This window comes from Deinococcus phoenicis (assembly GCF_000599865.1).
Classification (GTDB): Bacteria; Deinococcota; Deinococci; order Deinococcales; family Deinococcaceae; genus Deinococcus; species Deinococcus phoenicis.
Genome location: NZ_JHAC01000025.1, coordinates 1 through 16,937, shown reverse-complemented (window position 1 = coordinate 16,937; position 16,937 = coordinate 1). Strand labels below are relative to the sequence as shown.

At 70.0% G+C, this 16,937-nt stretch carries 18 protein-coding genes and 1 tRNA gene; 11 read left to right on the top strand and 8 right to left on the bottom strand.

Annotation, left to right across the window (positions count from 1 at the left end):
• Positions 1-63 precede the first annotated feature (63 nt).
• The 3 genes from DEIPH_RS07610 to DEIPH_RS07600 all read right to left on the bottom strand — a co-directional run bounded on the left by DEIPH_RS07610 (position 64) and on the right by DEIPH_RS07600 (position 1,324).
• Positions 64-528 carry an acyl-CoA thioesterase gene (locus tag DEIPH_RS07610; RefSeq protein WP_034356333.1) on the bottom strand — a complete coding sequence of 155 codons (465 nt, stop codon included), beginning with the start codon at positions 526-528 and terminating at the stop codon, positions 64-66.
• Complete coding sequence (locus DEIPH_RS07605) at positions 525-872, bottom strand: 4a-hydroxytetrahydrobiopterin dehydratase (protein WP_034356330.1); 348 nt, start codon at positions 870-872, stop codon at positions 525-527. The genes DEIPH_RS07610 and DEIPH_RS07605 overlap by 4 nt, the downstream gene beginning before the upstream one ends.
• 71 nt (positions 873-943) lie before the next feature.
• On the bottom strand, positions 944-1,324 hold the full coding sequence (locus DEIPH_RS07600) for a hypothetical protein (RefSeq protein WP_034356327.1): 381 nt from the start codon (positions 1,322-1,324) through the stop codon (positions 944-946).
• A 146-nt stretch (positions 1,325-1,470) separates the two neighbouring features.
• Here DEIPH_RS07600 and DEIPH_RS07595 point away from each other — a divergent pair, with 146 nt between their 5' ends.
• The 3 genes from DEIPH_RS07595 (at position 1,471) to mutL (ending at position 6,631) form a co-directional block, all read left to right on the top strand.
• Positions 1,471-2,247, top strand: a complete 777-nt coding sequence (locus DEIPH_RS07595; protein WP_034356324.1) for a hypothetical protein — start codon at positions 1,471-1,473, stop codon at positions 2,245-2,247.
• Positions 2,248-2,364: 117 nt separating this feature from the next.
• Positions 2,365-4,887 carry a DNA mismatch repair protein MutS gene (mutS, locus tag DEIPH_RS07590; RefSeq protein WP_034356322.1) on the top strand — a complete coding sequence of 841 codons (2,523 nt, stop codon included), beginning with the start codon at positions 2,365-2,367 and terminating at the stop codon, positions 4,885-4,887.
• A gap of 82 nt (positions 4,888-4,969) precedes the next feature.
• Positions 4,970-6,631 carry a DNA mismatch repair endonuclease MutL gene (gene mutL, locus DEIPH_RS07585; protein WP_034356320.1) on the top strand — a complete coding sequence of 554 codons (1,662 nt, stop codon included), beginning with the start codon at positions 4,970-4,972 and terminating at the stop codon, positions 6,629-6,631.
• Between the two features lie 81 nt (positions 6,632-6,712).
• Here mutL and DEIPH_RS07580 read toward each other — a convergent pair whose 3' ends face one another.
• Positions 6,713-7,186: a hypothetical protein gene (locus DEIPH_RS07580; RefSeq protein WP_034356317.1), complete on the bottom strand. Its 474-nt coding sequence runs from the start codon at positions 7,184-7,186 to the stop codon at positions 6,713-6,715.
• A gap of 70 nt (positions 7,187-7,256) precedes the next feature.
• Between DEIPH_RS07580 and gltX the strand changes: the two genes are divergently transcribed.
• From gltX to DEIPH_RS07565, 3 genes are all read left to right on the top strand, one after another.
• A complete protein-coding gene (gltX, locus tag DEIPH_RS07575; RefSeq protein WP_034356314.1) occupies positions 7,257-8,699 on the top strand; it encodes a glutamate--tRNA ligase in 1,443 nt (480 codons plus the stop codon).
• Positions 8,700-8,800: 101 nt separating this feature from the next.
• Entirely contained in the window at positions 8,801-9,220 is a 420-nt protein-coding gene (locus DEIPH_RS07570) for a cobalamin B12-binding domain-containing protein (RefSeq protein WP_034356312.1), read from the top strand.
• Between the two features lie 13 nt (positions 9,221-9,233).
• Positions 9,234-10,418 carry an MFS transporter gene (locus DEIPH_RS07565; protein ID WP_034356309.1) on the top strand — a complete coding sequence of 395 codons (1,185 nt, stop codon included), beginning with the start codon at positions 9,234-9,236 and terminating at the stop codon, positions 10,416-10,418.
• Positions 10,419-10,739: 321 nt separating this feature from the next.
• Here the strand turns inward: DEIPH_RS07565 and DEIPH_RS07560 are convergent.
• The 4 genes from DEIPH_RS07560 to DEIPH_RS07545 all read right to left on the bottom strand — a co-directional run bounded on the left by DEIPH_RS07560 (position 10,740) and on the right by DEIPH_RS07545 (position 13,487).
• Positions 10,740-10,829 (bottom strand) — tRNA-Ser (locus DEIPH_RS07560).
• A 54-nt stretch (positions 10,830-10,883) separates the two neighbouring features.
• Positions 10,884-11,447, bottom strand: coding sequence for a DUF402 domain-containing protein (locus tag DEIPH_RS07555; protein WP_034356307.1), 564 nt, complete (start codon positions 11,445-11,447; stop codon positions 10,884-10,886).
• Positions 11,444-12,016, bottom strand: a complete 573-nt coding sequence (gene purN, locus DEIPH_RS07550; protein ID WP_034356304.1) for a phosphoribosylglycinamide formyltransferase — start codon at positions 12,014-12,016, stop codon at positions 11,444-11,446. Before purN ends, DEIPH_RS07555 begins: the two co-directional genes overlap by 4 nt.
• Before the next feature lie 88 nt (positions 12,017-12,104).
• Complete coding sequence (locus tag DEIPH_RS07545) at positions 12,105-13,487, bottom strand: dipeptidase (RefSeq protein WP_034356302.1); 1,383 nt, start codon at positions 13,485-13,487, stop codon at positions 12,105-12,107.
• 193 nt (positions 13,488-13,680) lie between these two features.
• On the opposite strand from DEIPH_RS07545, the gene hspR reads away from it, so the two are divergent.
• From hspR to DEIPH_RS07520, 5 genes are read left to right on the top strand one after another with little or no spacing between them, the layout of a single operon-like run.
• On the top strand, positions 13,681-14,397 hold the full coding sequence (gene hspR, locus DEIPH_RS07540; protein WP_034356300.1) for a heat shock protein transcriptional repressor HspR, fused homodimer type: 717 nt from the start codon (positions 13,681-13,683) through the stop codon (positions 14,395-14,397).
• Positions 14,394-14,864 carry an NUDIX domain-containing protein gene (locus DEIPH_RS07535; protein WP_081790836.1) on the top strand — a complete coding sequence of 157 codons (471 nt, stop codon included), beginning with the start codon at positions 14,394-14,396 and terminating at the stop codon, positions 14,862-14,864. The genes hspR and DEIPH_RS07535 overlap by 4 nt, the downstream gene beginning before the upstream one ends.
• Entirely contained in the window at positions 14,861-15,733 is an 873-nt protein-coding gene (locus DEIPH_RS07530) for a metallophosphoesterase (RefSeq protein ID WP_034356297.1), read from the top strand. Before DEIPH_RS07535 ends, DEIPH_RS07530 begins: the two co-directional genes overlap by 4 nt.
• A gap of 37 nt (positions 15,734-15,770) precedes the next feature.
• A complete protein-coding gene (locus DEIPH_RS07525) occupies positions 15,771-16,301 on the top strand; it encodes a phosphoribosyltransferase family protein (RefSeq protein WP_034356294.1) in 531 nt (176 codons plus the stop codon).
• A gap of 34 nt (positions 16,302-16,335) precedes the next feature.
• Complete coding sequence (locus DEIPH_RS07520; RefSeq protein WP_034356291.1) at positions 16,336-16,881, top strand: phosphoribosyltransferase family protein; 546 nt, start codon at positions 16,336-16,338, stop codon at positions 16,879-16,881.
• Positions 16,882-16,937 lie beyond the last annotated feature (56 nt).

The following is a 16,937-nucleotide window of genomic DNA, read 5'->3' as shown; positions in this document are numbered from 1 at the left end:
GGCGCAGCCGGGCGAGTGGTGAAAACGGGTGGCGTGGAGCTTTGTTCCTGCCCTTCTGGCGGCTCAGAACCCGAACGCCTCCAGCACCTCGCGCGGGGTGCGTTTGGGGCGGCCGCTGACCGGGTCCACCCACACCCACTCGGTCTGACACTCGGCGAAGCGTTCGCCGTCGCTGCCGTCCCCGGTGGCCCGGTCGAGGGTATAGGCGCGGATGCTCCGCACGCCTGCACTCTGCGTCAGGGCGGTGCGGACCCGGAGGCGGTCCCCCAGGCGCGCGGGGCGCTGGTAGGTGATGACGTGTTGCCGCGCCACCGGAACGGCCCCGAGCGCGATCAGGGCGCCGGTGCCCATGCCCAGGCTCAGGGCGTGGGCGCGGGCCGCCTGCTCGCACCACCCGAGATACACGGTGTTGTTCACGTGGTTCAGGTCGTCGAGGTCGGCGGGCTGCACCGTCACGGTCATCTCGTACCGGCGCTGAGGCGGCAGGCTGTCCCACAGGGTGTCGGCGTCGGGAATGGTCAGCTTCAAACGCCCGTTCCCCCGGCCCCCGCCAGCTCGTCCCACAGCGCGTTCACAGCCCGCGCGCCCTCCAGGTCCCGCTGCGTCACGCCCCCCGCGTCGTGGGTGAAGTAGTTGACCCGGACCTTCCGGAAATAGATGTGCAGGTCGGGATGGTGGCCCTGGGCCTCGGCCAGCGCGGCCACCCGCACCGCGAAGTCCACGCACGCCGGATAGGTGCCGAAGTGGAAGTCACGGAACAGCTTGCCGTCGTCGCCCCACCAGCCCTCGGGTTTGAGGTCCTGCACGTCGCCGTCGGTCAGCTTGCGGCGGGGGTCGTACCCCATGCGGGGGTCATAAAGTTCGGGACACATGCGGCCATGCTAAAGGAGGGAAGGGGGCGCGAAAGGGAGCGTGGGACGCGGTGCAGGGGCGTGCGGCGGCCCTACTGCCCGGCCAGCCCCAGATACCGCGTCGGTCCCGAGATGCCGATCACGGCCGTGATGAAGTGGCTGCCCCGCTGGAACTGGTAGGTCTCGTTCCTCGGCCCCTTCTGTGCCCTGACCTTCTTGTAGCCACTTTTCTGGATGCCCGCGAGAATGCGCTCCGCCTGGCCCTGCCCGGTCCGGTCGGCGGCCAGGGCATACATCTCGGTCCATTTGGCCCCCGAGAGGCTGTTCTTGAAGGCCAGATAGAGCGGACCGCAGATCGGCGTGGTCTGACTGGCATCCTTGAACAGGCCATTGGCGATGTACCCCTGTTTGACGGGGCAGGCGAGTGCGGCGGAGGCCAGCAGGGGCGCGGCGAGGAGGAGAAGCTTTTTCACAGGTGGGACCTCCGGGGAAAGGGAGCGGAGAACGTGCGGAGAACGCCGGGCAGGGGCTGGCCCTCCTGGGTTCTGCACAGGGAAGACGTCAGCCCTGGTCATATCTGCTTGCCGGGCCTGGCTGGTCCCGTTAGGGTGAGCCTCGGATGAAGAACTTCAGACTTCTGCTGCTGGCCGGCTCCGCCCTGCTGCTCGCGTCCTGCAACACTGACAAGGTGCCCGGCTACGGCCTCTCCGGGACCGTCGTCGAGGGAACCTATGACTCGTCTGGCATCCTCACCACAACACCCTGGAAAGGCGGGGTCGGGTCGGTCGTAGCCAGCATTCCCACGCAAGACGGGCGTGACCTGACGGAACTGGCCAGGACCACCCTGGCCGCCGACGGCAAGTTCAACCTGAGCTTACCCCGCCCGGCAAATAACCAGCTTGGCCCAGTAGACGGCGAGGATGTCGCGGGGTCGGGTGCGCACTGCCAGGGCACGATCGAGATCAGCGACAGGCAGGCGCAGGGCACAGGGCTTTTCCTGAGTGTGGACGCAAAGGACGCGAGTAAGGACGGTTTACTGGCCCTGGTCGCTGGCTCCACGGTCATGACTGGCGACAAGGTGGTCATTGATCAGGTGAGTGGTGGTCTGATGTATGTGGACCGGGACGTGAAGATCAAGGGTGTTCGGACCTGCATCGTGAGTCTCAAAGAGGGTACGGCCACCACCACCAACGACGTGAATCTGACGCTTCAGAAAGGTTGGAACAAGTTCACCACTGCCCTGAAGATCGAGGCTGATGGGACCCGGAGCCAGGGCACGATCACCCTGCGTAGCGGCAGCTTCCCCACGGACAACTGGGTCTTCATGTCCCCGGGCATCGCCCAGCCCCTCGGCCTCCAGAGCCTGAAGACCTTCAATATCCCCTTCTTCCGCTGACCCCCTCCCGCCTCCGCCCCGTGCCTTTCCGCGCGGGGCGGTTTTCCCTTGTGTCTCCCTTCCCAATTGCAACCCCGATTCCGCCCACAACAGAACGGCGTGCGCTATCCTCCGCCCATGCCGGTGGGAGTGCCTCAGAGCGTGCTGAAGGGAACAGGGTCGGGGGTGCTGCCTCCGATGCTCGAACAGTACGTGGCGCTGCGCGACGCCCATCCTGATTTTCTGCTGCTGTTTCAGTGTGGAGACTTCTACGAAACCTTCGGGGAGGACGCCGAACGCGCCGCCCGGCTGCTGGGCATCGCGCTGACGCACAAGAGCAGCAAGGATTTCTCCACCCCGATGGCGGGCGTGCCGCTGCGAACGCTCGACAGCAACGTCGAGCGGTTGCTGGCAGCGGGCGTGCGGGTGGCGGTCGCCGACCAGATCGAGGAACCGGGCGGCGGTCTGGTCGAGCGCAAGGTCACGCAGCTCCTCACGCCGGGCACGGTGACGGAAGAACGCCACCTCACCGCCGACGAGAACTACCTCGGCGCGGTGGCGACCGGCGACGGCTACGCGCTGGCGCTGCTGGACGTGAGTACCGGCGAGTTTCGCTGCGCCGCCTTCCACACCCGCACGGCCCTCTACGACGAACTGGCGCGGCACCGAGCGCGTGAGGTGCTGCTCGCGCCTGAACTGGCCGGAAATGCCGCGCTGCTGGCCGACTTCCAGGCCCGTTTCCCGGTGATGCTCTCGCCCGCCAACTTCGGAGAGGAGGGCGCGCGCGGGGAATTGAAGGCCGTGCTGGGCGAGGTGCCGGGGTCGCTCGGGTCGGCGGCGCTGGTGCGGGCGTGCGGCGCGGTGCTGGGGTACGCCCGCCTCACGCAGCAGGGGCGGCTGGAGATGGTGCGGCGGGTGGTGCGCTTCGAGCCGGGGGCGCATATGCGGCTGCCCGACGCGGCGGTGCGCGCGCTGGAGGTCTTCACGCCCCAGTCCCCGCAGGGCGTCACCCTGATGGACGTGCTGGCCGAGACACGCACGGCGGGCGGACGGCGGCGGCTGCGGGCCTGGCTGCGCGCGCCGCTGCTGGACGAACTCAGCGTCCGGGCACGGCTGGACGCGGTGGAGACGCTGACCCGTGCCCCCGACCTGCGGGGGGCGGTGCGTGCCCTGCTTTACCGCGCGCACGACCTCGAACGCCTGTCGGCGCGGGTGGCGACCCGCCGCGCCTCCCCGCGCGAGGTGGCGTCGCTGGCCCGCACCCTCGATCTGTTGCCCGACGCGGCAAACCTGCTCGAACCCCAGGACGGGCTGCTCGCGGGCATCCGCGCCCGTCTGAGCGCCCTGCCCGACGTGGTCACGCTGATCCGCGCCGCCCTGGTGGACGACCCCCCCATCCGCGCGGGCGAGGGCGGATTGATCCGCGACGGCTTCCACGCCGAACTGGACGGCCTGCGTTCCGAGGCGCTGGGTCACCGCGCCTGGCTGGCCGAGCTGGAAACCAGCGAGCGCGTCCGCACCGGCATTCAAAGCCTCAAGGTGGGCTTCAACAACGTCTTCGGCTATTACCTGGAGGTCAACGGCCCCCACCTGGGCAAGGTCCCCGCCGACTACCGCCAGATTGCCACCCTCAAGGACCGCGCCCGCTTCACCCGCCCCGACCTGCGCGAGCGTGAGCGGGAGATCGCCCGGCTGGAGGCGGCGGCGGGGCGGCTGGAACTGGAAGTCTTCACCGAACTGCGCGACGGCCTGAGCGCCCACGCCGAGGCCCTGGCGGAAGCGGCGGGCGCGCTGGCCGAGCTGGACGTGCTGGCGGCGCTGGCCGAGATCGCCGTGGGATGCAGCTGGGTGCGCCCCCAGACGGTGACGGGGGCGGCGCGGCTGGTGCAGGCCCGTCACCCCGTCGTCGAGCGGGCGACCGGCGGACGCTTCGTGCCCAACGACGCCGAACTCGGTCCGCACCGGCATACGCTGCTGCTGACCGGGCCGAACATGGCGGGCAAAAGCACGTATCTCCGCACGGTGGCCCTGTGTGCCCTGCTGCATCAGGTCGGCTCCTTCGTGCCCGCCGACCACGCCGAACTCCCCATCTACGACGCCATCCATACCCGCATCGGGGCCAGCGACGACCTCGCCGGGGGCCGCTCCACCTTCATGGTGGAAATGAGCGAACTGGCGGCCATCCTGCACGGCGTCACCCACCGCAGCCTGGTCATTCTGGACGAGGTGGGGCGCGGGACCTCCACGCTGGACGGCCTCGCCATCGCGCAGGCAGCGCTCGAACACCTGCACGCGGCGGGCGCGCACACTTTATTTGCCACCCATTACTTTGAACTCACCCGCCTGGAGGCCGACCACCCCGGCCTGGTCAATCTGCACGTCGCCGCCGAGGAGGACGAGGCAAATGGCCTCACCTTCTACCATCAGGTCGTTCCCGGCGCGGCCCGCCAGAGCTACGGCGTGGAGGTCGCGCGCCTCGCCGGGCTGCCCGCGCCCGTCACCACCCGGGCGGCGGGGCTGCTGACCACCCTGAACGCCCAGGGCGACGACCGCAAGCTGCTGCGTGAACTCGCCGCGCTGGATCTGGGCCGCCTCACACCACTGGGGGCGCTGGAGGTCTTGCACCGCTGGCAGCGCGAAGCGGGAAAGGAGGAGGTCTGAAGGTCTAACCGTCTGACTGTCTAACGGCTGCGAGCCGGTTCCTTCTTAGACAGTTAGACCTTTTGACTTTTAGACATCGCCCATGGCCATCCACCTCCTGCCCCCCCACATCTCGCGCCTGATCGCGGCGGGTGAGGTCGTGTCGCGTCCGCTCGACGTGGTGCGCGAACTGGTGGAAAACGCGCTGGACGCGGGGGCGACCCGCCTGGAGGTCGAGGTGGAAGGCGGCGGCCTGGCGCTGGTCCGGGTGCGCGACAACGGGGCGGGCATCCCGGCGGACTCGGTGGCACTGGCCCCGGTGCGGCACGCGACGAGCAAGCTGGAACCGGAGGCGGCGGCGGTGGAGCGCGTCTCCACGCTGGGCTTCCGGGGTGAGGCGCTGTGGGCGGCGGCGCAGGCGGGCGAGCTGCATCTGGTGACCCGCCCGGCGGCGCAGGTCGGCGCGTCGGAGGTGCATGCCTCGGGCGAGGCCGTGACGGTGCGGCGCACCTCGGCCCCCGCAGGCACGACGGTGACGGTACGCCACCTCTTTGCCCGCCTGCCCGCCCGCCTCCGCACCCAGGCACTGCCCGCCGTAGAGGTCCGCGAGATCACGGCGCTGGTGGGCCGCTACGTCCTGCACCATCCCGGCCTGCACTGGCGGCTGACCGTGGACGGCGAAGCCCGGCTGACCCACGCCCCCGCCGACCACCGGGGCGCGGTGGCGAGCGTGTACGGTCCCTTGAGCGCGAACCGCGTGCTGAGGGTGGAGGCCCAGACGACGGGGGGACTGGGCGTGCGCGGCGTCGTCTCCCGCCCCGAACTTACCCGTGCCCGGCGCGACCGGATGCACTTCAGCGTGAACGGGCGGCCCATCCTCGCGCCGCTGGAGCTGGAAAAGGCGGTGATCGAGGGCTTCGCGGAGCTGCTGCCCTCCGGCGTGGCGCCGCTGTGCGTGCTGGATTTGGCCGTCGCGCCCGAAGACCATAACCCCAACGTTCACCCGGCCAAGCAGGTCGTGGCCCTGGCCGATCTCCCCGGCGTGGCGGCCCGCGTCCGTGCGGCGGTCGCGGAGGCTCTGGCACAGCATCCTCTGGCCCGCGCCGCCCCCGCGCTGCTGGCGGCGCCTGAACCGCAGGCCGCTCCGGCGCGCGGCACCTTCCCCGCCCTCACCCTCGTTGGCGTCTATCAGGAACTCTACCTGCTGGCCCAGGGTGAGGGGGACCTGTGGGTGGTGGACGCGCACGCCGCGCACGAACGCGCCCTGTATGAGCGCCTGGCCCGTGAACTGGCCGCCGCCCCCCCTTCCGATCTCCCCGAACCCGAACTGCTGCACCTCACGCCCGAACAGGTCGCGCGGCTGCACGAGCGCGCCTCCGAGCTGCGCGCCTGGGGCCTGACCATCGAGGATTTCGGCGCGGGGCTGGCGCGGTTGCGGACGCTCCCCGCCGCCCTGGCCGCGCTGCCGGTCCCGAGACTCCACGAGCAGATTGTCGAGGCCGCGCTGGGGGGCGGCCCCGACCCCCGCCGCGAGGTGCTGGGCCGCCTCGCCTGTGCCCCCGCGCTCAAGGCCGGCATGCTGGACGCGGAAAGGGGAGAGGGGGTGCTGGCCGCCCTGTCCGCCTGCGAGCAGCCCTGGTCCTGCCCGCACGGGCGGCCCACCGTGCTGCGCCTCTCAGAACGCGACCTGGCCCACGCCTTCGGGCGGCGCGGCGTCCGGGACGTGGCGCGGGGGCGCGACGAGGCACCGAACCTCAAGCGCTGAGACAGGCGGCTGAGGCAGCTCCGGAGGCGACGGAAAAGCGGCGGGGTCCGCGGGGTGGCCGGGAACCCAGCAGAATCCGTCTTAGCGGTGGGTGAGTTCCAGGGTGCCGCTGTTCAGGGCGCTGGGGCTGTACCCGCCGGTCGTGGCGTCGCAGGTCTGGTAGGCCACGTACCCCCGCGCCCCCACGGCCCCGTTGCGGCCCGCGCGCTCGAAGACGGCCTGGACCTGATAACGCTCGGTGAAGCCGCCGGGGCAGGCGCTGCCACTGCCCAGCTCGGCCAGCGTGTTCACCGTGACGGGGCTGGCTTTGTACACGCTGCGGGTGCCCACCAGCGTGAAGCTCTGGCCCGTTTCGCGGCTCGTCATGGCGGCGCTCACGCGCAGGTCCTTTTCCTGCACGGCCACGTCGATCAGGGCGCTGCGGCCATCCTGCCCGACGATGCGGCCCACGTAGCTGCCGCTCAGATCAATATTCGGCTGTTCCAGCAGAGAGGACCCGCAGGCGGCGAGCAGGGGCGCAATCAGGAACAGGGCAGGCCGCGTGTGGCGTCGCATACCCGAAGGTACCAGGCCCCGGTCGCGGAGGCTGCCGCACCTGCGGTCCGCACCTCGTATCCTGTCCCCCATGCCTGTCGTCACCCGCATCGCCCCCAGCCCCACCGGTGACCCGCACGTCGGGACCGCGTACATCGGCCTCTTCAACCATACCCTTGCGCATCAGGCGCAGGGCAGGGGGGAGGAAGGCAAGTTCATCCTCCGGATCGAGGACACCGACCGTGGCCGCTACGTGCCCGACTCCGAGAAACGCATCTTCCAGATGATGCAGTGGCTGGGCCTGACGCCCGACGAGTCCCCGCTCCAGGGCGGCCCGAATGGCCCCTACCGCCAGAGCGAGCGCTTTGACCTGTATGGCGAATACGCCCGCAAGCTGGTGGAATCCGGCCACGCCTACTCCGCCTTCGAGACGCCCGAGGAACTCGCCGCCCTGCGCGAGGAGGCCCAGAGGGAAGGCCGCGTGATCGCCGTTCCCAGCCGCGACCTCGACCCGGCGGAAGCGCAGCGGCGGGTGGACGCGGGCGAGGCCGCCGTCATCCGCCTGAAGGTGCCGCGTGAGGGCGAGACGGTGGTCAATGACGCCCTCCGTAAACCCATCGCCTTCCAGAACACGGAAATCGACGACAAGGTGCTGCTGAAGGCCGACGGCTATCCCACCTACCACCTCGCCAACGTGGTGGACGACCGGTTGATGGGGGTGACGCATGTGGTCCGCGCTGAGGAATGGATCACCTCCACGCCCATTCACGTGCTGCTGTACCAGGCATTCGGCTGGCCCCAGCCCGTCTTCGCCCACATGCCGCTGCTGCGCAACGCCGACAAGTCCAAGATCAGCAAGCGCAAGAACCCCACCTCGGTGGAGTGGTACATGGAACAGGGCTTCCTGCCCGAGGCGATGCTGAACTTTCTGGCCACGATGGGCTGGACGCACCCGGAAGGCCTGGAAATCTTCGACCTAGCCGAGTTCCAGCGCGTCTTCCGCCTGGAGGACGTGACGCTGGGCGGCCCGGTCTTCAGCCTGGACAAGCTGAAGTGGATGAACGGCAAGTACCTGCGCGAAGTGCTGACGGAGGAGGAAGTGGCGAAACGGCTGCACGATTACCTCGCCGGGCAGAAGCACGACCTCCCCGATGACGACTACTTCCGCGCGGTGGTCCGCATGATGATTCCCCGCATGGACGTGTTTTCCGAGTTCCTGGACAAGACGCCCTACTTCTGGTCCGAGGAGTACCCGGTGAACGAGAAGGCACAGAAGTTGATCGAGGAGGGCCGTTCCTTCCTGCCCGAACTCGCCGCCCGCCTGAAGAACCTGCCCCGCTTCGACCAGGCGACCACCGACGCGGCCCTGCGGGCCTTTGCCGTGGAATTGGGCCTCAAGCCCGGCAAGGTGATGCAGCCCCTGCGCGCCGCCATCGCCGGAACCAGCGAAAGCCCCGGCATGTTCGAGATGCTCGAAGCATTGGGGCAGGCGCGCGTGGTGGCGCGGGTGGAGCGGGCGGCGGAGGGCCGGTAGCCGAGGGCGGAAGGCCAGAAGCCGGTTGCCGGCTGCTTTCTGCCTTCGGCACCCCGCAACCCGTACAATGCTCCCAAACGAGCGTTAGGAGGAACACAGACATGGAAGATCGCCGCATCAGGGTCCTGATTGCTAAGCCCGGCATGGACGGACACGACCGGGGCGCGAAGGTGGTGGCGCGGGCGCTCCGCGACGCCGGGATGGAAGTGGTGTACACGGGGCTGCGCCAGACCGCCGAGATGATCGTGAACGCCGCCGTTCAGGAGGACGTGGACGCGATTGGCCTCAGCGTGCTGTCGGGCGCGCACATGCACTACTTCCGCGAGGTGATGGGCCTGCTGCGCGAACGCGGCGCGGAAGACATCATCGTGTTCGGCGGGGGCATCATCCCGGATCAGGACCTGCCCAAGCTGGAGGAACTGGGTGTGGGCAAGGTCTTCACGCCGGGCGCGAACACCGAGGACGCCGCCGAGTACCTGAAGCACGCCGTGGCGCGCCGCTGGGCCGCGCAGGGCCGTTGAGCTTCCCCTCTCCGTGAGCGCCGAGACCCGGCCGACCGCCGCCCCCGTCCTGCCGCTGGGGCGGATTGCGCCTCTTTACGCCGCCCAGGCCCTCGCCACCGGCGCGACCACCGTCAGCACCGTCCTCGCCAGCCTGATCATGAGTAGTCTGGGCCGGGAGAGCCTGTCGGGGCTGCCCAGCACCCTGATCAGCACGTCGGCGGCCCTCTCGGCGGGCCTGTTCGGGGCGCTGATGCTGCGCTCGGGCCGCCGGTTGGGCCTGGGCCTGGCCTTCACGCTGGGGGCTTGCGGGGCTGGGGTGGGCTTCCTGGGGGCACGGGCCGGGATCACGCCCCTCTTTCTGCTCGGGGCGGCCATGATGGGCGGTGCACAGGGGGGCTACCAGCAGGCCCGCTACGCCGCGGCCGAGAGTGTGCCCGAGCAGAGGCGCGGCACGGCCCTGGGCCTGCTGATGCTGATGAGCGTCCTGGGATCGTTCCTGATGACGGGGTTCTCGGGCGCCGTGGAAGGGCTGGGCACCCGCCTGGGCACCTCCGCCGAGGTCGCCGGGTGGCTGGTCGGCGGAGGTCTGCTGGGCCTCGCGGCGCTGCTGATGCTGCTGTGGACGCCGGCGGCCCCACCCGCCCAGGCGAGAACCGGGGCGCGGCTCACGGTGCGGGAGGCGTTCGCGGTGCCCGGCGTGCGCTCCACCGCCCTGGCCCTCGCCACCGCCCAGGGCCTGATGGTCACCCTGATGAGCCTCACGCCGCTGCGGGCGCACCACCTGGGGATGGACCACGGCAGCGTCGCCGCCCTCATTTCGGGGCACATCGCGGGCATGTTCGGCTTCGGCTGGCTGACCGGCCCCCTGATCGACCGTCTGGGCCTGCGGGTGGGATACGTGGGGGGAGCCTTGCTGCTGGCCGCCGCCGCCCTCACCGCGCCGCTGCCCGGGTCTGCCTGGCTGGGGGCCAGCATGTTCCTGCTGGGCCTGGGGTGGAACCTCGCCTTCGTGACCGGGAGCAAGGCGCTCTCCCGTTACCCTGCCGCCCAGGGGGTGACCGATGGCCTGGGCTACGTCGCGGCGGGCGCGGGGACACTGATCGGTGGGCTGGTCCTTGCGCGGGCGGGGTTTCCGCTGCTGGCCTACGCCTGCGCTGGCCTCGCGCTGCTGCCGCTGGTCAGCGCCTGGCGGGCAGGGCGGACGGCCCCGGCCTAGAGCATTTGCCATAAGAATGCGGTGGTGTTCCGCGTTCGTTGGCCGAGCGGAGCGAGCGAATTCAGGAAGAGCATTGGGCAGAATGGAGGCACCTGGGGCGCCGTTCCCCGGGGGCCGTAATTCTGTCAAATGCTCTAGGGCGGCGCTCCATTACGTTGCCGCGTGTCCTGGGCGGCAACTCCACTTCGCGCCGCCTGCATCGCGGTTACTCACTCCATTCGGCCCAGAAAGATTGTCAGACCTTTCTGGGCACCGCCTCAGGAAACGAAATCAGGAAGCGCGGGCCATCCTGAACAGGGCGGCCCGCGCTTCGACTGTTGCTGGCGGAACGGGAGAGATTCGAACTCTCGGTACGGTTGCCCGTACACACGCTTTCCAGGCGTGCCCCTTCAACCACTCGGGCACCGTTCCAGCGCTAGGCAGATTAGCGGAAGGGATGGGGAAAATCAAACGGGCACGGGGGAGTCAGGTGTAAGGGTCCTCCAGATACGCCCGCAGCACGTGCAGAGGCGCGTAGGTTCCCGCCCGGAGCTGCGCTTCTATCTGCCGCGCGTGCGTCCAGGTCTGTCTCGCCTGCTCAGGCGACACCAGGCCCGCCTCCACCGCCCCGGCCAGTTCCTCTCCGTCGATGATCTGTGTTGCGATCACCTGCCAGGGGTGGGAAGGGTCCGGGTGGCCGATCACGTCGAGATAGAGGTCGTCGTGCCAGGGCAGGCCGCTGATATGCAGGCCCTCGCCGCCGTGCAGGTCCACGTAGAACTGCACCGGCTGCCCGGCCGCGCCAAGTTGGACGGTCACCGAACTGCCGGGGATGCCCGCACCCCCTCCGGCAGGATGGGCACGCACCCAACGGTAGCCGCTGTCCAGGATGCGGACCAGCTCCGGTCCCGCCGGGGTACGCACGTCCAGCGGACGCGTGACCTCGTGGGCCGTAAAGTCCACGATCACGTACCCCGGCACCTGTGTCACCGTTTGGGTCTGCCGGGCCACACGCGGCCAGGAGCGCAGGTCGAAGACCTTGCGTTTCAAACCAGGCTCCGCAGGGCGCGCAGCAGCAATTCCCCCTCGGTGGCCTGCACCCGCGCCTTGAGGCTTGCCAGCGTGTCGCCGGGCCGCACCGGCACCCGCACCTGCGCCAGCACCGGCCCCTCGTCGATGCCGGCGGTCACGAGGTGGACGCTCGCCCCCGATTCGGTGTCGCCCGAGGCCAGCACCGCCTCATGCACGCGGTCGCCGTACATGCCGCGCCCGCCGTGCCGGGGCAGCAGGCTGGGGTGGATGTTCACCAGCCGCCCCTCGTAGGCCGAAAGCACGCGCGGCCCCAGCGCCTTCATGTACCCGCTGAGGACCAGCGTATCCACGCCCGCTTCCTGCAAAAAGGCCAGGATGGCGGCGTCCAGCGCGGCCGGGTCCGGATGTTTTGCGCCGCTGAGATGCGCGGCCTTCAGCCCGGCCTCCCGCGCCCAGGCCAGCGCGGGGCTGCCGCTGTTGTTGCTGGCGAGGGCCACCGGCAGGGCATTCAGCCGTCCGTCCTGGCAGGCTTTCGTCAGAAAGCGCGCCGCGCTGCCGCCGTGGGAGGCGAGAAAGCCTAGGCGCATGGGTGCTCCGGTATGTGGTGCGTGGGACGCGGGACGCGGGAAAAGCTGTCACCGCGCACCCCGTACCGCGCACTGCTTCCCCCTTCCCTCACTCCCCCAGCTCCTGAAGCCCCAATTCCTGAAGCAGGGCCGCACTCGTCAGAATCCCGTTGTGGTAGTCCTCCAGCGCAAAGCTCTCGTTGGGCGAGTGGGGCGCGTCCTCGTTCAGGCCGAAGTCCACCAGCAGGACGGGCGCGCCCAGGATGCGGCGGAAGTCCGCGACGATCGGGATGCTGCCCCCGCCCCGCGCGAAGGCGGCGGGCTTGCCGTACACGCGGCGCAGGGCGCGGTCGGCGGCCTGGACGAAGGGGTTACCCAGGTCCACCTTCACCGGCTGGCCGCCGTGCAGCGCCCGGACCTCCACCTGGGCACCCTGGGGCGCGATGGTGGGCACGTACTCCTGAATCAGGCGGGTGATGCGCTCTGGGTCCTGGCCGGGCACTAGCCGCATGGACACCTTCGCCCCGGCCTTCGCGGGAATCACGGTCTTGCTGCCCTCGCCCTGGTAGCCGCCCCAGATGCCGTTCACGTCCAGCGTGGGCCGCGCCCACAGGCGTTCCAGCGTGCTGTACCCCTGCTCGCCGGGCAGCGCGGACGCCCCGATGGAGGCCGCGAAGTCCTGGTCGGAGTGGGGCAGGCCCGCCCACATGTCGCGCTCTTCCTGCGTCAGTTCTTCCGCGCCGTCATAGAAGCCGGGGATGGTGACGCGGCCCTGGTCGTCCTTGAGCCTGCTGATGATCTCGCACAGCGCGTTGATGGGGTTGGGCGCGGCCCCGCCGTAGCTGCCGCTGTGAAGGTCGCGGTTCGCGCCCTGCACGTGAATCTCCACGTAGCTCAGGCCGCGCAGGCCGTAGGTGACGGTGGGCACGTCCGGCGCGAAGCGGCTGCCGTCACTGATCACGATCACGTCAGCCCTGAGTTCCTCGGCGTGGTCGCGCAGGTACGCTTCCAGGCTGGGGCTGCCCACCTCCTCCTCGCCTTCGAGCAGGAATTTCACGTTCACGGGCAGGGGTCCGGCCCGCAGCAGCAGTTCCACGCCGCGCACGTGGGCGTAGGCCTGGCCCTTGTCGTCGGTGCTGCCGCGCGCGTAGATGCGCCCGTCCCGCACGGTCGGCTCGAAGGGGGGCGTTACCCACTCCTCCAGCGGCGCTTCGGGCTGCACGTCGTAATGACCGTAGATCAGCACGGTGGGCTGACCGGGGGCGTCCAGCCGCTCGGCGTAGACCAGCGGGTGTCCGGCGGTCGGGTCCACCCGCGCCGTGAAGCCGAGGCTTTGCAACTTGAGTTGCAGGAAGTCCGCCGCCCGCGTCATGTCCCCCGCGTGGGCCGGGTCGGCGCTCACGCTGGGAATCCGCAGCAGCTCGAACAGTTCCTGCTCGGCCCCCGCGCGGTCTTGCAGGGCGGACAGGTCAGCGTTCTGGGGGTGGGTCATGGGCGGATGATAGCGGGGGGAGGCCGTGCGCGGTACGCCGGCGGCAGGCAAAAACCGTCTTTTCCAGCGGCCCACGTCCCCAGCGACTGGACGCCCCGCCCTTTTTGCCGCGCACCACCTCCGGCGGACTACGTCCCTCTTTTCACCTTTCCCCACGTTCAAAAACCTTGCTTCACGTATACTCAAGCAAGGTATGGCCACCGATTCCAAGCAACGCCCCGTCTACGTGATCTCGGTCGCGGCGGAACTCGTGGACATGCACCCGCAGACCCTCCGCCTGTACGAACGCAAACAGCTGATCCGCCCGGGGCGCAGCAGCGGCAAGACCCGGCTGTATTCCGAGCGTGACATCGAGCACCTGCGCGAGATTCGCCGCCTGACCCAGGAACTCGGCGTCAACCTCGCCGGGGTTGAGGAGGTGATGCGCCTCCAGCACGAACTCGACGACCTTCAGGGCGAGTTCGAGGCCGAGATCGAGAGCATCGAGGACGAGCTGCGCGAGCGGGCGGCCCCGCCGGCTCTTCCCGCACCGGACGGCCGGCTCGACCCCAAGGACCGCCCCGTCTACGTGATCTCCATCGCGGCGGAACTCGTGGACATGCACCCGCAGACCCTCCGCCTGTACGAACGCAAACAGCTGATCCGTCCGGGGCGCAGCAGCGGCAAGACCCGGCTGTATTCCGAGCGTGACATCGAGCACCTGCGTGAGATTCGCCGCCTGACCCAGGAACTCGGTGTCAACCTCGCCGGGGTCGAGGAGATCATGCGGCTGCGGCACCAGCTGGAAGCGGCGCGGGCACATCTGGAAGGCAACGTGCAGCGTCTTCAGCAGGACCTCGCGGGCCGCATGACGAGCTGGCGCACCCTGCCGGCTCCGGAACAGGACGGGGACACGGAAGACGCCGGATGACGGCGGGCCTCCGGGACTTCGTTCTCAAGCGGCGCGGGGGGGCCGGGCCGGTGCGCCAGCGGGTCGGCGCGGGCGTGGCGGTGCTGAATGACCGGGACGAGGTTCTGCTGGTGCGCCGGGGTGACGACGGCCTGTGGGACCTTCCGGGCGGGGCCGTGAACGTGGGCGAGGAGGTCGAGGCCACCGCCCGCCGCGAGCTGCGCGAGGAAACGGCGCTGACTGCCGGAGCACTCACGCTGCTGGGCGTGTTCAGCGGCGAGGCCCACCGCTACACCTACCCGGACGGCAACGTGGTCGCCTGGGTGACGGTGCTGTACACCACCCGGCAGGCCGCCGGGGCAGCCAGTGCCGGGGATGACGCCGCGCAGGTCGCCTGGTGGCCGCTGGCCGCCTTGCCGCAGGACGTGGGTGCCGGGACGCAGGCGTACTTTCTGGCGCTGCGGGCTGACGCCGGGGCGCGGACATGACCTCCGCCGACCCTGACCTGTGGGTGGTGGGGGACATTCATGGGGCGCTCGCCAAGCTGCGGGTGCTGTTGCGGCGCGCGGGCCTGATGGACGGGGAAGGAGCCTGGACCGGGGGGCGGGCGCACCTCGCGTTTCTGGGCGACTACCTCGACCGGGGTCCGGACGGGGCGGGCGTCGTCCGCCTGATCCGCCGCCTGGAAGCGGAGGCCCGCGCGGCGGGGGGGCAGGTCACGGCGCTGCTGGGCAACCACGAGGTGATGCTGCTGGCTGCCCTGCGGTTTGCCCGCCGTGACCCACAGGACCGCTACGGCTTCCGCGACTACTGGGTGTCGAACGGCGGTCAGCCCCAGGACGCGGGCCGCCTGGATACCGCCGAGCAGACCTGGCTGGCCGCCCGCCCCGCCCTGGCCCGCGTGGGCCGCTGGCTGCTGCTGCATGCCGATACCTCGATGTACCTGCACCTGGGTCGCAACGTGGAGGCCGTGAATGCCCACGTGGCGCGGCTGCTCCAGAGTGACGCGCCCGAAATCTGGGGCCACTTCGCCAACGCCTTCGCGGACCGCCTCGCCTTTGTCCCCCCGGGCGGCGAGCAGGTGGCGCGGCAGCTGCTGACGACCTTCGGCGGCAACCGGCTGGCCCACGGCCATACCCCCGTCTCCATTCTGCTGGACGAGCAGGGATACGGCCCGGCAATTCTTCCCGGTCCCGGCAGCCCGGTCACCTACGCGGGCCAGCTTTGCGTCGCCGTGGACAGCGGTATGGCCTACCGGGAGGAGGCGGGCTTCATCACCCGGCTGACAGAGCGGGGGGTCGCGGAGGTCGTGGGCTATCCGGGCGCGGACCCTCCCGGCGCCGGCCCGCCGGGCTGAGGCGCGTGCCCCGGCGGCAGCGCGTTACACTCGGCCCGTGAGAACGCACAAGGTCGAGGTCGGGAACGTGACGCGCGAGCTGCCGGTGGTGCCGGTGGCTCCGGGGGTCAGCGTGGCCCTCTTCAACATGCTGGGAGACACCGAGGTCACCGAAGCCGCCGGGCGCGAGCTGGCGAGGCTCCTGCCCCCGGATATCGACGTGCTGGTGACGCCGGAGGTCAAGGCGCTGTCGCTGGCCCACGTCATCAGCCGCGAGACGGGCAAGCCCTACATCGTGATCCGCAAGACGCAAAAGCCCTACATGGTGGACCCGATCGCCCGCGAGGTCGTGAGCATCACCACCGGAAAGCCCCAACTGCTGGTGCTGGACGGCTTCGACGTGCCCAAGATCCGGGGCCACCGGGTCGCCATCGTGGACGACGTGGTCTCCAGCGGCGGCACCCTGCACTCCATCCGCCAGATCATCGAGGAGGTCGGCGGCGAGGTCGCGTCGGTCGTGGCCGTCTTCACCGAGGGCCAGGAACGCCCCGACGTGACGGCCCTGGGGCACCTGCCGCTGTACACCTGACCCGCGCCGGGGAACTTCGGGTAGGGTAGGCGGCATGACCCAACACGACAGGACGGCCCTCAGCGTCACGGTCGGTGACGTGACCCGTGAGTTTCCCACCGTGCGCGTCGGCAGCGTGGGCCGCGTGCCCCTGGTGGAGTTCATCGGGGACAGCGCGTTTACCAACGCCGCCGCCCAGGCCATGCTGCCCCTGATCCCGGAAGGGACCGAGGTGCTGCTCACGGTGGTCACCAACGCGCTGCCGCTGGCACACGAACTCAGCGACCGCTCCGGCCTGCCCTACGAGGTGGTCCGCAAGAAGCGCCGCACTTACATGCAAGACCCCCTGATTCAGGACGTGCCCAGCATGACCCTGGGGGTGGCTGAGACCCTCTGGCTCGACGGCCCACACGCGGCCCGGCTGAAGGGGAAGCGCGTGACCATCGTGCAGGACGTGGTGGCCTCGGGCGGAACGGCGCAGGCCCTCGCGCGGCTGGTCGAGCGGGCGGGCGGGACGGTCGCGGGCTACCTCGCGGCCTTCAAGCAGGGCACCTCGACGCTGCCCCTCACCTATCTTCAGGAGCTGCCCCAGAGTCTCTGAGAGCGTGTTTGAAAAGTGCAGAGGGAACAGCGCAGCGGGCCAGGTTCTGGTCCGCT

Bases quoted from the DNA above. Each gene is read 5' to 3' on its own strand.
- DEIPH_RS07605 (WP_034356330.1), bottom strand. From the start codon at position 872: ATGTGTCCCGAACTTTATGACCCCCGCATGGGGTACGACCCCCGCCGC.
- DEIPH_RS07595 (WP_034356324.1), top strand. From the start codon at position 1,471: ATGAAGAACTTCAGACTTCTGCTGCTGGCCGGCTCCGCCCTGCTGCTC.
- mutS (WP_034356322.1), top strand. From the start codon at position 2,365: ATGCCGGTGGGAGTGCCTCAGAGCGTGCTGAAGGGAACAGGGTCGGGG.
- mutL (WP_034356320.1), top strand. From the start codon at position 4,970: ATGGCCATCCACCTCCTGCCCCCCCACATCTCGCGCCTGATCGCGGCG.
- DEIPH_RS07580 (WP_034356317.1), bottom strand. From the start codon at position 7,186: ATGCGACGCCACACGCGGCCTGCCCTGTTCCTGATTGCGCCCCTGCTC.
- gltX (WP_034356314.1), top strand. From the start codon at position 7,257: ATGCCTGTCGTCACCCGCATCGCCCCCAGCCCCACCGGTGACCCGCAC.
- DEIPH_RS07570 (WP_034356312.1), top strand. From the start codon at position 8,801: ATGGAAGATCGCCGCATCAGGGTCCTGATTGCTAAGCCCGGCATGGAC.
- purN (WP_034356304.1), bottom strand. From the start codon at position 12,016: ATGCGCCTAGGCTTTCTCGCCTCCCACGGCGGCAGCGCGGCGCGCTTT.
- DEIPH_RS07545 (WP_034356302.1), bottom strand. From the start codon at position 13,487: ATGACCCACCCCCAGAACGCTGACCTGTCCGCCCTGCAAGACCGCGCG.
- hspR (WP_034356300.1), top strand. From the start codon at position 13,681: ATGGCCACCGATTCCAAGCAACGCCCCGTCTACGTGATCTCGGTCGCG.
- DEIPH_RS07535 (WP_081790836.1), top strand. From the start codon at position 14,394: ATGACGGCGGGCCTCCGGGACTTCGTTCTCAAGCGGCGCGGGGGGGCC.
- DEIPH_RS07530 (WP_034356297.1), top strand. From the start codon at position 14,861: ATGACCTCCGCCGACCCTGACCTGTGGGTGGTGGGGGACATTCATGGG.
- DEIPH_RS07520 (WP_034356291.1), top strand. From the start codon at position 16,336: ATGACCCAACACGACAGGACGGCCCTCAGCGTCACGGTCGGTGACGTG.